Here is a 19,224-nt window from a genome sequence, read left to right as displayed (position 1 = left end):
CGGCGAGCTGATCGCCGGGTCCGCCGCGGGGCGCCCCCAGCGCCGCGCCGAGGCGGGTGCCGGGCGCGAGCACCCGTGCCGGGCACGTACGGTCTCCGCGGGGCCGCACTCTCCGGGCCCGGGCGGGCCCGCGCACGGCGCGGGAGCGGAGCACGAGGAAGGGGCACCGTGGCAGGCAAGACCGGGACGGCCAGCACGACGACCCGACGGCTCGTGATCGTCGAGTCGCCGGCGAAGGCGCGCAAGATCGCCGGCTACCTCGGCGACGGGTACGACGTCGAGGCGAGCGTCGGCCACATCCGCGACCTGCCGCAGCCCAGCGAGCTCCCCGCCGACATGAAGAAGGGCCCCTTCGGCCGCTTCGCCGTCGACGTCGAGCACGGCTTCGAGCCGTACTACGTCGTCGACGCCGACAAGAAGAAGAAGGTCACCGAGCTCAAGCGCCTCCTCAAGGACGCCGACGAGCTCTTCCTCGCCACGGACGGCGACCGCGAGGGCGAGGCCATCGCCTGGCACCTGCTGGAGACCCTCAAGCCCTCGGTGCCGGTGCACCGCATGGTGTTCAACGAGATCACCCGCGAGGCCATCCAGCGCGCGCTGGAGTCCACGCGCGACATCGACACCGACCTCGTGGACGCGCAGGAGACCCGGCGCATCCTCGACCGCCTCTACGGCTACGAGGTCTCGCCGGTGCTGTGGCGCAAGGTCCGCGCGGGCCTGTCCGCCGGCCGCGTGCAGTCGGTGGCCACGCGCCTGGTGGTCGAGCGCGAGCGCGAGCGCATGGCCTTCCGCGCGGCCGAGTACTGGGACCTCTCGGCGCAGGTCGCCCCCGCGGGCGAGGCCGGCGCGCAGACCTTCCGGGCCCGGCTGGGCCGCTACGACGGCCGTCGCGTCGCCACCGGCCGCGACTTCGACGACAGCGGTCGGCTCACCTCGGACGCGGTCGTCCTGGACGGCGCCGTCGCGGGCGCGCTGGCCACGGCCCTGCAGGACGCCGGCGCGGACCTCGGCGCCGTCGTCACCTCGGTCGAGACCAAGCCGTACACGCGCCGGCCCGCCGCGCCGTTCACGACCTCCACGCTGCAGCAGGAGGCCTCGCGCAAGCTGCGCTCGAACGCCCGCGCCACCATGCGCACGGCGCAGTCGCTGTACGAGAACGGCTACATCACCTACATGCGCACCGACTCGGTCGCGCTCTCGAGCGAGGCCGTCGGCGCCGCGCGCCGGCAGGCCACCGAGCTCTACGGCGCCGAGTTCGTGCCCGACGCGCCCCGCGTCTACGCCAGCCGGTCCAAGAACGCCCAGGAGGCCCACGAGGCCATCCGGCCTGCGGGAGACAGCTTCCGCACGCCCGCCCAGGTCTCCGGCGAGCTGCGCGGCGACGAGTTCCGCCTCTACGAGCTGATCTGGAAGCGCACCGTCGCCAGCCAGATGGCCGACGCCCGCGGCTCCACGGCCTCGGTGCGCCTGGGCGCCGTCGTCCCGACGACGGAGGCCACCCGCGAGGCGGGCGCGGCCGGCCGCGACGTCGAGCTCTCGGCGTCCGGGACGGTCATCACCTTCCGCGGCTTCATGGCCGCCTACGAGGAGAGCCGCGACGAGGACCGCCACGGCTCCGGCGACGACGACGAGCGCCGCCTGCCCGAGCTGGTGCAGGGCCAGGGCGTCGACCTGTCCGACGTCGAGGCCGCCGACCACCGCACCTCCCCGCCCCCGCGCTACACCGAGGCGAGCCTGGTCAAGGCCCTCGAGCAGCAGGGCATCGGGCGCCCCTCCACGTACGCGGCGACGATCTCGGTCATCAGCGACCGCGGCTACGTCCAGCACCGCGGCTCCGCCCTGGTGCCCACGTGGTTGGCGTTCGCCGTCACCCGGCTGCTGGAGGAGCACTTCGGCCAGCTCGTCGACTACCAGTTCACCGCCTCCATGGAGGAGGAGCTCGACCGCATCGCGGCCGGCGCCGAGGAGGGGCGCGCGTGGCTCGCGCGCTTCTACTACGGGCCGCAGGGCCTCGGCGGCGGCGACGACGAGGGGCCCGACGGCGCCGGTGCCCGCAGCGGCGGTCGGGGCCCGAGCCCGGCGGGCGCCGCCGGCGAGGCGCTCCCGGCGGGGCTGAAGCCGCTCGTGGACGACCTGGGCGACATCGACGCCCGCGACATCAACTCCGTGCCGATCGGCGAGGGCATCGTGCTGCGGGTCGGGCGCTACGGCCCCTACCTCGAGGTCGCGGGGGAGGACGGGGAGCCCCAGCGCGCGTCGGTCCCCGACGACGTGGCCCCCGACGAGCTGACGGTCGAGAAGGCGCGCGAGCTGCTCGCCACGCAGGGCGAGGGCGACCGCGAGCTCGGGGTCAACCCCGAGTCCGGCCGCACCGTCGTGGCGCGCGCCGGCCGGTTCGGCCCCTACGTCACCGAGGTCGTCGAGGACCCGCCCGAGCCCGAGGCGCCGGTGAAGGGGCGCAAGAAGGCACCGGCCAAGCCGAAGCCGCCGACGGCGTCGCTGTTCAAGAGCATGCAGGTCGAGACGGTCACGCTGACCGACGCCCTCCGACTGCTGTCCCTGCCGCGCGTCGTCGGCGTCGACCCGGCGGACGAGCAGGAGATCACCGCGCAGAACGGCCGCTACGGGCCGTACCTGAAGAAGGGCACCGACTCGCGCTCGCTGGAGTCCGAGGACCAGCTCTTCGACGTCACGCTCGAGCAGGCGCTGGCCCTGTACGCCCAGCCCAAGCGCGGGCGCGGGCGCACGGTCACCCCGCCGCTGCGCGAGCTCGGCGACGACCCGGTCTCCGGCAAGCCCGTGGTGGTCAAGGACGGCCGCTTCGGCCCGTACGTGACCGACGGCGAGACGAACGCGACGCTCCGCAAGGACGACGCGGTCGAGGAGATCACCCCGGAGCGCGCGGCCGAGCTGCTGCAGGAGAAGCGCGACCGCGGTCCCGCCAAGAAGCCGGCCCGCAAGGCCCCGGCCAAGAAGCCGGCGGCGAAGAAGCCCGCGGCGAAGAAGCCCGCCGCGAAGAGGGCCCCGGCGGGCACGACGGCCGCCACGAGCTGATCCGCGCCACGCAGGAAGGGCCGCACCCCTCGGGGTGCGGCCCTTCGCGCGTCAGCCGACGCGCAGCGGCCGACGCGCAGCGGCCGGTGCGCAGCCCCGCGCGGCCCCGCCGAGCGCGGCGGTCGTCGAGCTCGGTGCCGCCGATGCGCACGGTGCCCGCGGTCGGCTCGAGCAGGCCGTCGAGCATCCGGATCAGCGTGGACTCGCGCGAGCCGGACAGGCCCATCACCACGGAGATCTCGCCGGGCTCGACGTCCAGGTCGACGTCCACGACGGCGGGGGGTGGAGCCCTCGGCGCGGACGTCGGCGACGGGGGCGCCCGCCTGCATGCGGCGCACGGCCTCGTCCGGCCGCGGGCCGAGGACCTGGTAGAGGCCTCTCGCGGAGACTGCTGGCACGGCGTCCTCTGCCCGGCTCCGCCGGCTGCGGGCCGCTGGTCGTCAGGTGGGGCGGCGCCGGGGGCGTGAGGGGGCGGGGCCCCTCAGCGCGGGATCCCGGCGCGACTGCCGCGCCGTGCGGGGCTCGGGCTCCCCGGGCCCGCGGATCTGGTGCTCCGCCAGCGGCCCCGCGGTGGGGCCTGCGGCGGGCTCGGGCCCGCGCCGGGGCGACCTCGCGGGTGCCGGGCTGCGAGCGCGGGCGCGCTGCGGCCGGGGGACGACGGTGGTCGCCGGGGTCGCCCCGGTCGACCTGCGGCGGGGAGGACCACCACGGGTGGTGCGCCACGGGTGGTGGGAGGCGGCTCGGACGCAGGACCGCCGGGGCCTCCTAGGGTGGCCGCCATGACGCGCTGGGGCTTCCTCGCCACCGGAGGCATCGCGACGACCGTCGCCGGTGACCTCCCGCTCGTGCCGGGGGCCCGCGCCCTCGCCGTCGCCTCCCGCGACGCCGGGCGGGCCGCCGCCTTCGCCGAGCGCCACGGGTTCGAGCGCTCCTACGGCTCCTACGCCGACCTGCTCGCCGACCCGGACGTGGACGTCGTCTACGTGGCCACGCCGCACGGCCAGCACCGCGCCGTGACCCGGGCCGCGCTCGAGGCGGGCAAGCACGTGCTGGTGGAGAAGTCCTTCACGACGACGCTCGCGGGGGCGCACGAGCTCGTCGACCTCGCGCGCTCCCGCGGGCTGTTCGCCATGGAGGCGATGTGGACGCGGTTCCAGCCGACGGTGGTCGCCCTGCTCGACGCGCTGGGCTCCGGCGTCGTCGGCGAGGTGCGCCACGTCCACGCCGACCTGGGCTTCCCGGTGCCCGAGGACCCCTCGAGCCGCTTCCACGACCCGGTGCAGGGCGGCGGCGCGCTGCTCGACATGGGCGTCTACCCGGTCTCGGTGGCCCGCATGGTGCTCGGGGCGCCCTCGGAGGTGCTGACCCGCGGCACGCTGACCAGCTCCGGGGTGGACGCCGAGGCCTCGCTGCTGCTCACCCACCCGGGCGGGGCCACCGCGACGGTGCACACGACCATCACGGCCCGGCCGCCGCGGCGGGGCGTCATCACGGGCACGGGGGGACGCGTCGAGCTCGAGGGCGTGGTGCACGCGCCGGACGCCTTCGTCGTCCACCGCCCGGACGCCGAGCCCGAGCGCACCTCCCTGCCGCGCACGGGGCGCGGGTACGCGCACATGCTCGAGCACGTGCAGGAGTGCCTGGAGCAGGGGCGCACCGAGAGCCCCCTGTGGCCCCTGTCGACGACGCTCGAGGTGATGGGCGTGCTCGAGGAAGCCCTGCAGGCCCTCGGCGTCCGGATGGACGACGACCGCCCGCTCGGCTGACGCCCGCCGGCCCGCGCCGGTGCCGGCGGGCCCGTCGCGACGCGGTCGCCCTGCGCTAGGCGGTCGTGACGGGCTCCCACGCCTCGGCCGGCGCGGGCCGCGCGAGCAGGTAGCCCTGGGCCATGTCGACGCCCAGGTCGACGAGGTGCTCGAGCTCGGCGGGGCTCTCCACGCCCTCGGCCACGGTGAGCGCACCGGTGCGCCGCGCGAAGCCCACCAGAGCCGCGGCCATGGCGGAGGCGCCCGGCGAGCGGTGGACGTCCCGGACGATGCTCATGTCGATCTTGACGACGTCGGGGGCCAGCTGGACGACGTGGCGCATGCTCGCGAAGCCGGCGCCGGCGTCGTCGACGGCCACGGCGAGCCCGCGGGCCCGCAGGGGCGCCAGGACGGCCACGAGCGGGGCGTAGTCGTCGACGGGCTCGTGCTCGGTGATCTCGACCGCGACGTGGTCGAGCCGGCCCTCGCCGAGCAGGCGCGTGAAGGCCGGCGTCAGGACCGTCCGCGGTGCGGCGTTCACCGACAGGCGCCCCGGCGAGCGGTCGGCGTGGCGCAGGGCGGCCCGCAGGCACAGCAGGTCCAGGTGCTCGGCCGCCGCGGCCCGCTGCGCCCGGGCGAACCACCCGAGCGGTGAGGTCCGCGGCTCGGGGAAGCGGCTCAGCGCCTCCGCGGCCACCACGGACCCGCTCCCGAGGTGGACCACGGCCTGCAGCGCGGTCGTCGGGCCGCCGGCCGCGTCGAGGGCGTCGAGGTCGGCGAGCAGCTCCTGCCGGCCGTCCTCCTGGCGCTCCTCGTCCTCCAGCAGCCCCAGGACCACGGGGCCGACGCTGCGCAGGACCTCGGCGTCGCGGGCGCGCAGCTCGGGGCGCGCCGTGCGCGAGAGCGCGCAGAGCGTGCCGTAGAGGCTGCCGTCGGCGCGGCGCAGCGGGACGCCGACGTAGGCGCCGAGGCCGAGCGCCCGCGTGACCGCCAGGGCGGCCGTCACCGGGTGGGCGCCCGTGTCCGGCACGACCTCCTCGAGCTCGCCCTCGACGACGCGGTGGCAGTAGGTGGCCTCGAGCGGCTCGGAGTCCCCCGCCCGCACCATCGCCGGCCCGCGGGCGCTGACGTGGCGGAAGGTCAGCCGGTGGTCGCGCACCCGGGCGACGTAGGCGGTGTCCATGCCCAGCTGCTCGCGCACGAGGGCGAGCAGGGCCTCGACCCCGGACAGCGGCGCGCCCGCCGCGACCGGTGCGCCCTGCGCCCGCGGGACCCCCAGCACCCGCGGCGCCGTCGCGCGGCGCACCGCCTTGTCGGCGTACATGGCCGCGTCGGCGGCGCGCCACGCGGCCTGCAGGTCGCGGCCGCCCTCGAGGCAGGCCAGCCCGACCGAGGCCTCGATCCCGTGCGCCGAGAGCAGCTCCTGCATCTGCTGGGCGCGCCCCTGCGCCTCCGCGCGCGGCGTCTCCACGAGCAGCACGCCGAACTCGTCGCCGCCCAGGCGCGCGACCAGGTCGCCGCCGTGCAGGCGCTCGCCGAGGAGCTCGGCCGTGCGCCGCAGGAGCGCGTCCCCCGCCGCGTGGCCGCCCGTGTCGTTGACGGCCTTGAGCGCGTCGAGGTCCAGGACGACGACGCTGGTCGGCGTCCCGTAGCGGTCGGCCCGGGCCTCCTCCGCGACGAGCGCCGCGTCCCACGCCCGGCGGCTGGCGGCCCCGGTGAGGGCGTCGGTCGAGGCCGCCGCCTCGGCGCGCTCGGCGCGCCGGACCTCGCGCTCCAGCCGCAGCTCGTGGGAGAGGACGACGCCCAGCAGCGACGCCTGGAGCCGCACGTCCGGCAGGGACGCCTCCAGGTCGGGGCCCCGCGGCTCGAGGCCGGCGGCGCACAGGGCGCCCAGCAGCCGCCCCTCGGGGCACTCGACCGGCACGCTGAGGTAGGAGCCCACCTCCAGGCCCGTCACCGCCCGCATCCCCTCGTAGGCGGGGACCTCGTCGACGACCGGGGCCACCATCGGGGCCGAGCCCTCGACCATGCGCGCGCAGAAGGTGTCCTGCCACGGGCGGACCAGGCCGACGCGGTTGCCGAGGGGGTCCTCGTCGTGCGCGGTGGCGATCACGACGTAGTCCTCGCCGCGGCGCCGCGCCACCAGCCAGGAGTCCATGCCGAACCGCCTCTGGAGGTCCGCCAGCGACGCCCGGGCAGCCGTGGCGAAGTCCGTGACGGGCCCGGGCGGCCCTGCGGGCTGCGGCACCGCACCGGCTCGACCGCGCCCGGGCGCCACCGCTCCCGCTCGCTCCACGTCGGCCCCCCTCGCCCCATGACAGCAGGTGAGCAACGTAGCGCCTCGTGACTTCGGGGGGTGACGGATCACCGGCGCCGGCGGCGGGGCCCCGGAGCGGCCTCGGGGTGCGTGCTGGGGCGCCTCAGAGCCGCCCGACGTCGACGACGCGGACCACCGCGGCGCCCTCCTCGTCGCTGGCCGGGAGGTCGACCTCGGCGGAGAAGCCCCAGTCGCCGTCCCCCGCCGGGTCGGCGAAGACCTGCCGCACGTGCCAGACGTCGGGCTCCTTGCGCCACAGCAGCATCCGCGGGCCCCGGGCGTCCGCGCCCGTCCCGATCTCGTCGTGCTCGGCGTAGTAGGCGCTGAGCTGCTCGGCCCACGCGCCGGCGTCCCACCCGGTGGCGGCGTCGAGCTCGCCGAGGTCCCAGCTGCGGCGCAGCGCCGCCAGCTCGACCCGGCGGAACAGCGCGTTGCGGACCATGCGGGTGAAGGCCCGCTCGTTGCCGGTGACCGGCCGGGCCGGCGCCGTCGGGGCGCGCACCTCGGCGACCGCGGCGTCCACCCGGTCGGGGTCGGTCAGGTGCTCCCACTCGTCGAGCAGGCTCGAGTCGACCTGACGCACCAGCTCGCCGAGCCACTCCACGAGGTCGACGACGTCCTCGGTGCGCGCCTCGGCGGGCACGCCAGAGCGCAGCGAGCGGTAGGCGTCGGTGAGGTAGCGCAGCACCGCGCCCTCGGCCCGGACGAGCCCGTAGTGGGAGACGAACTCGCGGAAAGTCATCCCGCGCTCGTACAGGTCGCGGACCACCGACTTCGGCGACAGGACGGCGCGCGAGGCCCACGGGTGGCCCTTCGCGTACATCTCGAAGGCGGCCTCGAGGAGCTCCTCCAGCGGCTTGGGCCACGTGACGTCGTCGAGGAGCTCCATCCGCTCCTCGTACTCGATGCCCTCCGCCTTCATCTGCGCCACGGCCTCGCCGCGGGCCTTGAACTGCTGGGCGGCGAGGATCGCCCGGGGGTCGTCGAGCGTCGCCTCGACCACCGAGAGCACGTCGAGGGCGTGCGTCGGCGACTCGAGGTCCAGCAGCTCCACCGCCGCGAGGGCGAAGGTCGAGAGCGGGTGGTCCAGGGCGAAGCCGCGCGGCAGGTCGACCGTGAGCCGGTACCGGCGCCCGTCCGGCTCGGGCTCGTCCAGCCGCTCGACGACGCCGGCGGCCAGCAGGGCCTTGGTGATGCCGATGACCTCGCGCACGTGCCGGCGCTGGCGCGCCCGCGGCTCGTGGTTGTCCAGCAGCAGGTGCCGCATCGCCGCCGCGGGGTCCCCGGGGCGGGCGAGGACGTTGAGCACCATCGACGTGGAGACGGCGAAGTGCGGGCGCAGCGGCTCGGGCTCGGCGGTCACGATCTTGTCGAAGGACGCCCGCGTCCACGCGACGAAGCCCTCCGGCGGCTGCTTGCGCACCACCTTGCGGCGCTTCTTCTGGTCCTCGCCGGCCTTGGCGAGCGCCTTGAGGTTCTCCACCTCGTGCTCGGGCGCCTGGACGACGACCGTCCCGGCCGTGTCGTAGCCGGCGCGCCCGGCGCGGCCCGCGACCTGGTGGAACTCCCGGGCCGACAGCAGCCGCGTGCGGGTGCCGTCGTACTTGCTCATCGCCGACAGCAGCACCGTGCGGATCGGCACGTTGATGCCGACGCCCAGGGTGTCGGTGCCGCAGATGACCTTGAGCAGCCCCGCCTGCGCCAGCTGCTCGACCAGCCGCCGGTACTTGGGCAGCATCCCCGCGTGGTGGACGCCGATGCCGTGGCGCAGCAGGCGCGACAGCGTCTGGCCGAACCCCGTCGTGAAGCGGAAGCCGCCGAGGAACGCCGCGATCTCGTCGCGCTCGGAGCGCGTGGCCACCTGCGCGCTGGTGAGCGCCTGCGCCCGCTCCAGCGCCGCCGCCTGCGTGAAGTGCACGACGTAGACGGGCGACTGCCGCGTCTCCAGCAGCTCGTCGATCGTCTCGTGCACCGGCGTCGTCGCGTAGTAGTGGTGCAGCGGCACGGGGCGCTCCGCCGACGCGACGAGCGCCGTCTCCCGCTCCGTGCGCCGGGTGAGGTCCTCGCGGATGCCGGTCGTGTCGCCGAGCGTCGCCGACATGAGCAGGAACTGCGCCCGCGGCAGCTCCAGCAGCGGCACCTGCCACGCCCAGCCGCGGTCGGGGTCCCCGTAGTAGTGGAACTCGTCCATCACGACGAGGCCGATGTCGGCCTCGGGCCCCTCGCGCAGCGCCAGGTTGGCCAGCACCTCGGCGGTGCAGCAGATGATCGACGCCCCGGCGTTGACGCTCGCGTCGCCGGTGAGCATGCCCACGCGGTCGGCGCCGAACACGGCGCACAGCGCGAAGAACTTCTCCGAGACGAGCGCCTTGATCGGCGCCGTGTAGAAGGACCGCCGGCCCTCCGCCATCGCGAAGGCCTGCGCGCCCGTCGCCACCAGCGACTTGCCCGAGCCGGTCGGCGTGGCCAGCACGACGTTCGCGCCCGTCACCAGCTCGAGCAGCGCCTCCTCCTGGTGGGGGTAGAGCGACAGGCCCTGCTCCACCGACCACGTCGAGAACGCCGCGAGCAGCTCGTCCGGGTCCACCCCCGCCCCGGCCGCCACCGCCGCGCGCCGCAGCGGCTGCAGCGCGCTCACGAGGGAGGGCGCCGGGCGCGTCGAGGGCTCGGTCACCGGCGGGGTGGTCGGGGCTGCGTCGCTGGTCATCGGGATCAGGGTCCCACCGCTCGTCCGGCGGGCCGACCGTGGTCAGCGGCTCGCGCCAACATCGGAGGAGTCACGTCAGATGCAGCTTCCGACGCCGCAGACGGCACCAGGCGGGGAAGTCCGCGACTGCATCTCTGGGGTAGCGGCCGTCAGTCTCGGCGAGGGCATGGACGACGGCGACGGCTTGGGTCATGGTCTGGTGACCCAAGCGCTCCGCATCATCCAGCACGCCGAGGAGACCGATCTTCGCGAGGCCTCGCTTCTCAGCCGCCCGGGCCGCAGCCTTGTCGTCGACCACGACGACACCGTCGATGGACGTCGCCAAGGCGAAGCAGGTGGCCTCGCCGAGGTTGTGGAGTCCGCGCACGCCCAAGGGAACTTCCCACTCGGCCACTCTGGCGAGCCATTCGGAATCCTCCCTGTCCCCCTCGCTGACTGGCCACCCGAGCCTGAGCACCTCGCCGAGGACTCCTCCGCGGTCGAGCTCGCTCCTGACCACGCTGGTCGTGCGGTGGTCGCTGCTTCGCTGGCCGGCGAGGAAAGCCACGACGTCAAGGCGTTCCGCTCTCGCGGCGTGCAGCAGCGGGCTCGTGTCCCAGACCCATGGGCGTCCGTCGAGCATCACCACAGGTCAGGCGCCTCCGTCGAGGGCAGCTGGTCGAGGCTCAGGCGGTCGTGCAACAGGCGCACGGCTCCCTCCCCAGTGACTGCGCCGTCCTCGAAGGCGGCCATCACCGCCGACGTGTATCGAGCTCCCGTCTCGCCAGGGGGGAGGTCCGGTTGAACACCGCGCCCGACGACCGCCAGGAACTCTCCGAGCGTCGGGGTGGGACGGAGCCGTCGTTCTTCACCGCTCCACAAGAACGGGCGTGCCGCTGCCAGTGCTGTGCGCCAGGAGACGCGGTACGTGGCTGCGGTCGAGACGAGCGCACTCCGTCGCATCTGTGGCGTGTCGCTAGCGGCTAGGGCTCCTTGGACCACGGCAGCTGGCAGCAGCAGCGCCGTGGCGAAGGAGTCGATGAGCGCCTCGCGCTCGCTCGTCGCGGTGGAGACCGGCAGGTCACTCGAGTAGGCGTCCCCAGCGAGATGGTGGGCGAGCTCATGAGCGGCAGTGCTCCGTCTGCGTCCAGGGTCGACTGCGCCACCCACGACCGCGACGCCCCACTGGCCCTCATCAAGGCTCGCTCCTTCCACGTCCTCGTCGACGACCAGGACGAAGAGACCCAGCGACTCGGCCACATCGGCGAGGCCAGGCAGCGGCTCGTTACCCAACTGCAACCGCTTGCGGACGGCGCCGGCGGCGGCCACCGCGCTCGCGACATCGGTGATCTTCCAAGGGTCCGGCCTGTCAGTGGGTGCTAAGTAACCCTGCTCGACCAGCCATCGGACGTCGCGGCTGTGAGCCTCCAGCAGCAGGTCGGCGCGGGCCCTCATCCGCTCGACATCAGCGGCGTCGTCACCGAGCGGTTGACGTTGGGATGTGATGGCGAGTGGTCTTGGGCTGACGAGCAGGGTGAGAGGTACGCGAAGCTCCTCCGCGACCACTGCAGCCTCCAGGGCGGAGAGCCTTCGGTCGCCGGACTCGACTTTGAGCACGGCCGTGCGATCGACTCCCAGCGCGTCGGCCAGGTGCTTCTGCGTCACCCCGGCGGCCAGTCGTGCCTCACGAACGCGCTCTCCGACGTCGGCCCAAGCCATCGTGGTCATGCGTGCGAATATCGCACGCCCGGATGCCGCGCGGAGACGGTCTGCGTGCCCGTCACACGAAGGCGCTGGAGCCCGTGATCGCGCGGCCGACGACGAGGGTGTTGATCTCGCGGGTGCCCTCGTAGGAGTACAGGGCCTCGGCGTCGGCGACGAAGCGGGCGACGTGGTGGTCGACGAGGATCCCGTTGCCGCCCATCACCTCCCGGGCGCGGGCGACGACGTCGCGCATCCGGGCGGTGCAGAAGGCCTTGGCCATGGCCGCGTGCTCGTCGCGGCGCTCGCCGGCCTCCTCGAGCTGGCAGACGCGCACGACCATGCCGAGCGAGGCGGTGATGTCCGAGAGCATCCGCACGAGGTGGTCCTGGACGAGCTGGAAGGACGCCAGGGGGCGGCCGAACTGGGTGCGCTCGCGCGTGTAGGCGAGGGCGTGCTCGTAGGCCCCGACCGAGACGCCCACGGCCTCCCAGGCGACGCCGCCGCGGGTGCGGCGCAGGACCTCGTTGGTGTCCCGGAAGCTGTTCGCGCCCTCGAGGTGGTTCGCCGCGGGGACGCGGCAGCCCTCGAGAGCGATGTCGGCGTTCTCGACGGCGCGCAGGGCGGTCTTGCCCCGGATCGGCGTGGCGGTGAACCCCGGCGTCCCCCTCTCGACGAGGAAGCCCTTGACCTGGTCGTCCGCGACGTCGCGCGCCCACACGACGACGACGTCGGCGAAGCAGGCGTTGCCGATCCAGCGCTTGGCGCCGTCGAGCACCCACTCCTCGCCGTCGCGGCGCGCGGTCGTGCGCATCCCGCCGGCGACGTCGGAGCCGCCCTCGGGCTCGGTGAGGGCGAAGGCGCCCACGACGTCCATGCGCCGCATCGCGGGCAGCCACCGCGCCCTCTGCTCCGCCGAGCCGAGGACGGCGAGCGTCCCCATGACCAGGCCGTCGTGGACGCCGATGAAGGTGGCCGTCGAGGGGTCGACGCGCGCGAGCTCCATCCGCAGCCACCCGGTGAGCAGCGTCCGCCGTGCGGGCTCGTCGTCAGCCGCCACGCCCAGCCCGATCAGGCCCTCCTCGGCGAAGCGCGGGGCGAGGGCGTGCGGCACCTGCTCGTCGACCCACCGCTGGGAGGCGCCGGGCGCCACCTCGGCGGCGTAGAACCGCCGGGCCCGCACGACGAGCTCGCGCTCGTCGTCGGTGAGCAGCTGCTGGTAGCCGAAGAAGTCGCCGGCCAGCAGGTCGGGGGTCATGGGGGGCCGCGGGTCGCGCGTGCTCATCAGGTGTCGCCTCTCCTCGTCGAGCGGACGAGCGCATCGTGCGCCACCGCCCGCCCGGCGCGCCAGGCGCTCCCGCCGGCGGGGGGTGCGGACCCGCCCGGACGGGTGGCGGGCACCGCTGAGCCGCCGGGCGGGCGGGCCGCTCGCGCCGATCCGGGACGTTCCGGACGTCCGGGACGGCGCGGGGGAGAGGGGAGTGTCGGCCCCCGTCGATACGCTCGGCCGCGTGACTCCCGCACGCCCCTCCCGCCCCCCGGAGCGCGGCGTCGGTCGCCCGGCCGCACCTCGACGCGGTCGGGGGGCCTCGCTCGCCGCGCCGGGCGTGCCCGCCGATCGCCTCGCCCTGCACCGTCCCGCCGGGGTGCTGCCGGCGGGGGACCTGCCGGGCGGCGTGGACGTGCTGTGGGTCCTGTCGGCCGCCGGTGCCGCAGCGCTGGCGGGCTGGCGGGCCGGGGCCCTCGAGGCGGGGCTGGGCCTCGCGCTGGTCCTCGCCCTGCGGCTGGCGCCGCGGGCGCTCGCACCCGGGGCGGTCGCGGCGCTGGGAGCGCGGCTGGGCGGGGCGGCCGGCCCGGTCGGCCACGTCGTCCGGGCGCTCGCCGCCCTGGCTCTGGTCGTCGCGCTCGAGCTGCTGGGACCGGGAGCGCTGTGGTGGGCGGCCGCGCTGGTCGCGGTCGCGGAGCTCCTCCGGCCCGCGTCGCGGGCCGCGGCCCTCAGCAGCGGCACGCGCCGCGTGGCCGCCGCGCTCCCGCCGGCGCTCCTGGCGCTGCTCCTGGGCGCCCTCGGGCGGGCCCTCGACGCTGTGACGGGTGCGCTCGCCGCGCCCGAGCCGGCGCTGCTCGTCGTGGCCGGCGCCGGCGCCGCCCTCGCGCTGCGCGCCCGGGGCGGTGCCGGCAGCGGCTCGGGCGCGGTCCCGCCCTCCGCCGGCGCCCGCTGGGCCGACCGGGGCGAGGCCCTGCGACGCGTGGTGGCCACGCCCCGCGGCGCCGCCCGCTGCGCAGCCCTGGCGCCCGTCGTCGTGGCGGCGGCGCTGGCGCCGCTGCACGTGCTCGGGCTCGGCGCCGGCGCGTCGGGTGCGGCGCTGCTGCTGCTGGCGCTGGGGGGCGGCGCCCTCGCCGGGTCCGCCGGCGCCTCCCGCTGGCCCACGGCGACCGGCGCCCCCGGGACGGTGCTCTCGCTGTCCGCCGGCGCAGCCGCCGTCCTGGTCCTGCTCGCCGGCCCCCTCACCGACCTGGTGCTCACGGCCCTCGTGCTCGCGCTCGCGGGCGCTGCCGCCGGCGTCGCGGTCGTCGCGTCCGGCCACCTCGACGGCGCCGGCCCCGCCGCGACGACCACCGTCCGGGGGGCGGAGGGCTGGGTCCTCGGCGTCGTCGCGGTGCTGGCCGCGCTGGCCGCGGGCGTCCTCGGCGCCGTGTCCTTCCCCCTCGGCTCGGCGGGGACCCTCGACGTCGGGGGAGCGGGAGTCGTCCTGGTCCTGGTGGGCCTGGCGGCGCTGGCGACCTCGCTCCTGGTCGCCCGCCCCCTCGCGGACCGCGCGGCCGGCCCGCTGCTGCCCGTCCTGCTGGACCGCTCGGCGGCGCCGGTCGGCCCGGCCTCGCCGGCGGCGCGCGCTGGTGAGCCGCACGGGCTCGCCGGGGTGCTCGTGGCGCTCGAGGGTGGCGACGGCGCGGGCAAGTCCACGCAGGCCGAGGTGCTCGGCCGGGAGCTGGCTCGTCGGGGCCTCGAGGTGGTGCTGACGCGCGAGCCCGGCGCGACCCCGCTCGGGGCGCGCGTGCGCCGGCTGCTGCTGGACCGCGGCCCGGACCAGCCCGTCGTCACCCCGCGGGCCGAGGCGCTCCTGTACGCGGCCGACCGGGCCGCCCACGTGGAGCAGGTCGTCCGTCCGGCCCTGGCCCGCGGCGCGGTCGTCGTCACCGACCGCTACGTCGACTCCTCCCTCGCCTACCAGGGCGCCGGCCGCGCGCTGCCCCGGGAGGAGGTCGCCTCGCTGTCGCGCTGGGCCACCGAGGGCCTCGTCCCCGACCTCGTCGTCGTCCTCGACGTGGACGCGGCGACGGCGGCCGCCCGGCGCGCCGGTCGCGGGGCGGACGACCGCCTCGACGCCGAGCCCGCCGCCTTCCACGAGCGGGTCCGGGCGGTCTTCCTCGAGCTGGCGCAGCGGGGCGGCGACCGCTACCTCGTCGTGGACGCGGGAGCGGCCCCCGAGGTGGTCGCCCGCCGCGTGCTCGCCGGGGTGGAGCCCCTGCTCCCCGCGCTCGCGGGCGAGGGAGCCCGCGAGGAGACGGGCCCGCTCGCGCCGGGCGGGTCCGGAGCCGCCCCGAGCACGGGCGCCGGAGCCCGTGCCGTCCAGCCGCAGGCCGCTCCCGCGCCCCCCACCCAGCCGCTCGACCTCGTCCCCTCCGCGGCTGCCGACGTGCCGCCGGGACCCTCCGTGTCGCCCGCCGCGCCCGTGGTGGAGCAGCGGGAGGGGCGCGAGGGCGCGCAGGAGCGGGCGCGTCAGCACCGCGAGGCCGAGGAGCAGCGGCAGGCCGAGGAGCAGCGGCAGGCCGAGGACCAGCGGCGGGCCGTGGAGCGCGAGGCCGTGGAGCGGGAGGCCGTGGAGCGGGAGCGGCGCGAGGCCGAGGAGCGGCGTCTCGCCGAGGAGCACCAGGCCGAGGAGCGCCAGGCCGAGGAGCGGCGCCAGGCCGCGGAGCGCGAGGCCGCGGAGCGGCGCCAGGCCGAGGAGCGGCGTCTGGCCGAGGAGAGCGCGCAGCAGCAGCGCGCCGAGGAGCGCGAGCGGCGGGACGCCGAGCTGCGGCGCGACCAGGAGGCGGTGGCCCGCGAGCGCGCCGCGGAGTCGGTGCGCTCGGCCGAGGTGGCCGTGGAGGCGGCTCGGGCCCTCGGGGACGCCCGCCGGCCGGTCGTCGAGGTGCCCGCGGCCCCGGCGGGCGGGGCGGCCGCCCCGTCACCCGCCCTCCCGGTGCGGCTCCCCGAGGAGCGGCTCCGGCAGCTGCCCGACGCCGTGCGGCGCTCGGCGGTCGACGTCGCGGACGCCCAGCGCGAGGCGCGCTCGTCCGCCCTGTCCGCGGCGGCGCAGCAGCGCGCCCGCCTCGAGCGCGACCAGCGCCGTGCCCAGGAGCACCAGAGGCTGGGCGAGCTGGCCGCCCGCGAGCGCGAGGAGGCCGAGCGCGCTGTCGCGCTGGCGCGGGAGGAGGAGGAGCGGACGGCTCGTCGGGAGGCCGAGGAGGCGCGCGCGGAGGAGGTCCGCCGCGCCGGCTCGACCCGGCGCGCGGAGACCGAGCGGCTCGAGGAGATGCTGGGCCGGGGGAGCGGGGCCACCTCGTCCGGGGCGCACCCGGCGCCGAGGACGGCCGAGCTGCCGGCCGTGGGAGAGGACCGGCCGGCGCTCCACGAGCTCGAGGCGGCCGACCGCCGGCGCCAGGCGCTCCAGCGCGCGCGCCGCCGGGCAGCGGCCTCCCGCCGGCGCGCGGAGTCCGAGCAGGTCTCCGGCGCCGAGGTCGACGGCGAGCCGCGCCGAGGAGAGGGCGAGCTCGCGGACGAGCTGTTCTCCTGGCAGGACGACGACGACCGGCGGGACGGCCGGTGAGCGTCTGGGACGACCTGGTCGGCCAGGAGGACGCGGTCGAGGTGCTGCGCCGCGCCGCCCTGCCCGGCAGCGGGGCGCTGGCCCACGCCTGGCTCTTCACCGGCCCGCCGGGCTCGGGCCGCTCCGTGGCGGCCCGCGCCTTCGCGGCGGCGCTGCTGTGCGAGACCGGCACCGGCTGCGGCACCTGCCACGCGTGCCGCACGGCCGTCCAGGGCACCCACGCCGACCTGCGGGTGGTCGCGACCGAGCAGCTGACCCTGCGCATCGACGCCGTCCGCGAGCTGGTGCAGGCCGCCCAGCGGCGGCCCTCCACGGGGCGCTGGCGCATCGTCCTCGTGGAGGACGCCGACCGGATGCTCGAGCGCACCACGAACGTGCTGCTCAAGGCCGTCGAGGAGCCGCCGCCGCGCACCGTGTGGCTCCTGTGCGCCCCCAGCCCCGAGGACGTGCTCCCGACGATCCGCTCGCGCGCCCGCCCGGTCCGCCTCCGCGTGCCCCCCGTGGCGGCGGTGGCCGAGCTGCTGGTGCGGCGCGACGGCGTCGACCCCGCGATGGCGGCGTTCGCGGCCCGGGCCGCGCAGAGCCACGTCGGCCTGGCGCGCCGGCTCGCGCGCGACGAGGGGGCGCGGACCAGGCGCCGGGAGGTCGTCCGCACGCCGCTGGAGCTGCGCGGCACGGCGGACGCCGTCGTGCGCGCGGGCGAGCTCGTCGACGTGGCCACGGAGGAGGCCGCCTCCGCCACGGCCGAGCGCGACGCGCGCGAGCGTGCGGACCTGCTGCGGACGCTCGGGGTGGAGCCCGGGCGCGCGGCGCCGCCCGCGCTGCGCTCCCAGGTGCGCCAGCTCGAGGAGGACCAGAAGAAGCGGGCGACCCGGCTGCGCCGCGACGTGCTGGACCGTGCGCTGCTGGACCTGCTGTCGGTCTACCGCGACGTGCTCGTCCTCCAGCTCGGCGCGGACGTCGAGCTCGTCAACGCCTCGATGGCCGGCGAGCTGGAGACCCTCGCCCGACGCGGCGGCCCGGCTGCGACCCTGGGGCGCATGGACGCGATCGGGACGGCGCGCGAGCGCATCCAGGCGAACGTGAGCCCGCTGCTGGCGGTGGAGGCCCTGTGCGTGTCGCTGCTGCCCGAGGGGGCGGACGCGGCGTGACCGGGACGTCGACCCGCTCGCGGCGCGTCCTGGGGCGCGGGGCGGTCGCCGCGGCCGGGGTCCTGGTCCTCGCGGGGTGCAGCGGCGCCGCGGAGCCGGTGGGCGGGCCCGCCACCACCCTGCCCGCCCCCGGGCCGGTGACGGCGACCGCGGGCGAGGCGGCGCAGGATCCGGCCCTGGCGCGCTTCTACGACCAGCAGCCGGAGTGGGTGCCGTGCGGTCAGGTCCGGGAGTGCACGACCGTGACCGTGCCCGTCAGCTGGGCGGAGCCGGCCGGGGAGGTGCTCGAGCTGGCCGTGGCCCGCGTGCCCGCCGGGGACGAGGACGAGCGCCTGGGGTCGCTGCTGGTCAACCCGGGGGGCCCCGGGGCCTCGGGGGTCGAGTGGGTGGGTGCCGACGCCGCCGCCGTGGTCAGCGAGGAGGTCCGCGAGCGGTACGACGTCGTCGGCTTCGACCCCCGCGGCGTCGGGAGCTCGGAGCCGGTGGACTGCGTCGACGACGCGGCGCTGGACGCCTACCTCGCCGAGGACGTCGACACGACGACCCTCGAGGGGCGGGCCGAGGCGGTCGAGCGGGCGCGCGAGTTCGCCGCCGGGTGCGAGGCCGACGCCGGCGCGCTGCTCGGCGAGGTGGGCACGCCGTCCGTCGCGCGGGACCTGGACGTGCTGCGCGCCGTCCTGGGCGACGAGCGGCTGAGCTACCTCGGCAAGTCCTACGGGACCCTCATCGGCGCCGAGTACGCCCGGCTGAACCCCCAGCGGGTGGGACGCCTCGTGCTCGACGGCGCGCTGGACCCGGCGAGCACGGCCGAGGAGGTCGCCGTCGGCCAGGCCCGGGGCCTCGAGTCCTCGCTGCGCGCCTTCGTGACGGCGTGCCTGGCCGGTGACGTCGACGACTGCCCGCTGGAGCCCGGGGACGGGGGCGAGGGCGCGGTCGACGCCGCCCTGGCCGAGGTGGCCGCCCTCGTCGAGGGCGCCGCGGAGACGCCCCTGCCCACGGGCGACCCGGACCGCCCGCTGACCCGCCCGCTGGCGGCGACCGGCGTGGTGGCGCCGCTCTACGAGGACGCCCTGTGGCCCGTGCTCGCCACGGCTCTCGCGCAGGCGCAGGACGGTGACGGCGCGGGGCTCCTGGCCCTCGCGGACGCCTACTCCGGGCGCGCCGAGGACGGGTCCTACGCCAGCAACCTGCTCGAGGCGTTCACGGCGGTGAGCTGCCTGGACTACCCGGCCGCGCCCGACGACCCGGCGGAGCAGGCGAGGGTGCGCGAGCAGCTCGAGGAGGCCGCGCCCACCTTCGCCGGTCTCCTGGTCGGCGAGGACGTCACCTGCGACGTCTGGCCCGAGCAGCCCGTGCGGACCCCGGCGCCCGTCGAGGCGGCCGGCGCCGCACCCGTCCTCGTCGTGGGGACGACGGGCGACCCCGCGACCCCCTACGCCTGGGCGCAGTCGCTCGCCGACCAGCTGGCCTCCGGGCGGCTGCTCACCTACGAGGGGGAGGGGCACACGGCCTACCTGCGCGCCTCGGAGTGCGTGGACGGCGCCGTCGACGCCTACTTGCTGCAGGGCGTCCTCCCGGGTGAGGGGGCGGCCTGCGAGACGTGATGTCGTGCTCCGAGGGGTACCGGAAAGCGGTTCCCCGATGTTTGATGCTGATCACTCACCGAGTCACCCAACCGGGTGGCCACGTCTCCGCGGGAGTC

General features: G+C 76.8%; 10 protein-coding genes and 1 pseudogene. 5 read left to right on the top strand and 6 right to left on the bottom strand.

Translation table 11 applies throughout. The features are described 5' to 3' along the window. Positions 1–168: 168 nt before the first annotated feature. A complete protein-coding gene (topA, locus tag Q0848_RS05695; protein ID WP_299035936.1) occupies positions 169–3,054 on the top strand; it encodes a type I DNA topoisomerase in 2,886 nt (961 codons plus the stop codon). 160 nt (positions 3,055–3,214) lie between these two features. Here topA and Q0848_RS19000 read toward each other — a convergent pair. Further along, a pseudogene (locus tag Q0848_RS19000) lies at positions 3,215–3,280 on the bottom strand (hypothetical protein); the annotation flags it as partial. A 553-nt stretch (positions 3,281–3,833) separates the two neighbouring features. Between Q0848_RS19000 and Q0848_RS05690 the strand changes: the two are divergent. After that, complete coding sequence (locus tag Q0848_RS05690) at positions 3,834–4,820, top strand: Gfo/Idh/MocA family protein (protein WP_299035934.1); 987 nt, start codon at positions 3,834–3,836, stop codon at positions 4,818–4,820. A 55-nt stretch (positions 4,821–4,875) separates the two neighbouring features. Here Q0848_RS05690 and Q0848_RS05685 read toward each other — a convergent pair whose 3' ends face one another. From Q0848_RS05685 to Q0848_RS05665, 5 genes are all read right to left on the bottom strand, one after another. After that, positions 4,876–6,957: an EAL domain-containing protein gene (locus Q0848_RS05685; RefSeq protein WP_299035932.1), complete on the bottom strand. Its 2,082-nt coding sequence runs from the start codon at positions 6,955–6,957 to the stop codon at positions 4,876–4,878. A 262-nt stretch (positions 6,958–7,219) separates the two neighbouring features. Next, positions 7,220–9,823: an RNA helicase gene (locus Q0848_RS05680; protein ID WP_299035930.1), complete on the bottom strand. Its 2,604-nt coding sequence runs from the start codon at positions 9,821–9,823 to the stop codon at positions 7,220–7,222. A 70-nt stretch (positions 9,824–9,893) separates the two neighbouring features. Continuing rightward, positions 9,894–10,445 carry a hypothetical protein gene (locus tag Q0848_RS05675; protein WP_366146451.1) on the bottom strand — a complete coding sequence of 184 codons (552 nt, stop codon included), beginning with the start codon at positions 10,443–10,445 and terminating at the stop codon, positions 9,894–9,896. Next, positions 10,445–11,530 (bottom strand): XRE family transcriptional regulator, encoded by a 1,086-nt coding sequence (locus Q0848_RS05670; RefSeq protein ID WP_299035927.1) that lies wholly within the window; start codon positions 11,528–11,530, stop codon positions 10,445–10,447. The genes Q0848_RS05675 and Q0848_RS05670 overlap by 1 nt, the downstream gene beginning before the upstream one ends. Positions 11,531–11,582: 52 nt before the next feature. Then, positions 11,583–12,788 carry an acyl-CoA dehydrogenase family protein gene (locus tag Q0848_RS05665; protein ID WP_299035926.1) on the bottom strand — a complete coding sequence of 402 codons (1,206 nt, stop codon included), beginning with the start codon at positions 12,786–12,788 and terminating at the stop codon, positions 11,583–11,585. A gap of 226 nt (positions 12,789–13,014) precedes the next feature. Here Q0848_RS05665 and tmk point away from each other — a divergent pair, with 226 nt between their 5' ends. Genes tmk through Q0848_RS05650 form a run of 3 tightly spaced genes read left to right on the top strand, consistent with a single transcriptional unit; the run spans position 13,015 to position 19,126 of the window. Then, the gene (tmk, locus tag Q0848_RS05660; protein ID WP_299035924.1) at positions 13,015–16,371 is read left to right on the top strand and encodes a dTMP kinase; all 3,357 of its coding nucleotides are present in this window, start codon (positions 13,015–13,017) and stop codon (positions 16,369–16,371) included. After that, positions 16,368–17,522 carry a DNA polymerase III subunit delta' gene (locus tag Q0848_RS05655; protein ID WP_299035922.1) on the top strand — a complete coding sequence of 385 codons (1,155 nt, stop codon included), beginning with the start codon at positions 16,368–16,370 and terminating at the stop codon, positions 17,520–17,522. The genes tmk and Q0848_RS05655 overlap by 4 nt, the downstream gene beginning before the upstream one ends. Then, a complete protein-coding gene (locus Q0848_RS05650) occupies positions 17,519–19,126 on the top strand; it encodes an alpha/beta hydrolase (protein ID WP_299035920.1) in 1,608 nt (535 codons plus the stop codon). Before Q0848_RS05655 ends, Q0848_RS05650 begins: the two co-directional genes overlap by 4 nt. Positions 19,127–19,224 lie beyond the last annotated feature (98 nt).

The sequence above is a fragment of the uncultured Pseudokineococcus sp. genome (assembly GCF_947495735.1).
Classification (GTDB): Bacteria; Actinomycetota; Actinomycetes; order Actinomycetales; family Quadrisphaeraceae; genus Pseudokineococcus.
Note: the sequence above shows the minus strand (reverse complement) of the source record. Positions and strands in the feature narration are given on the sequence as shown.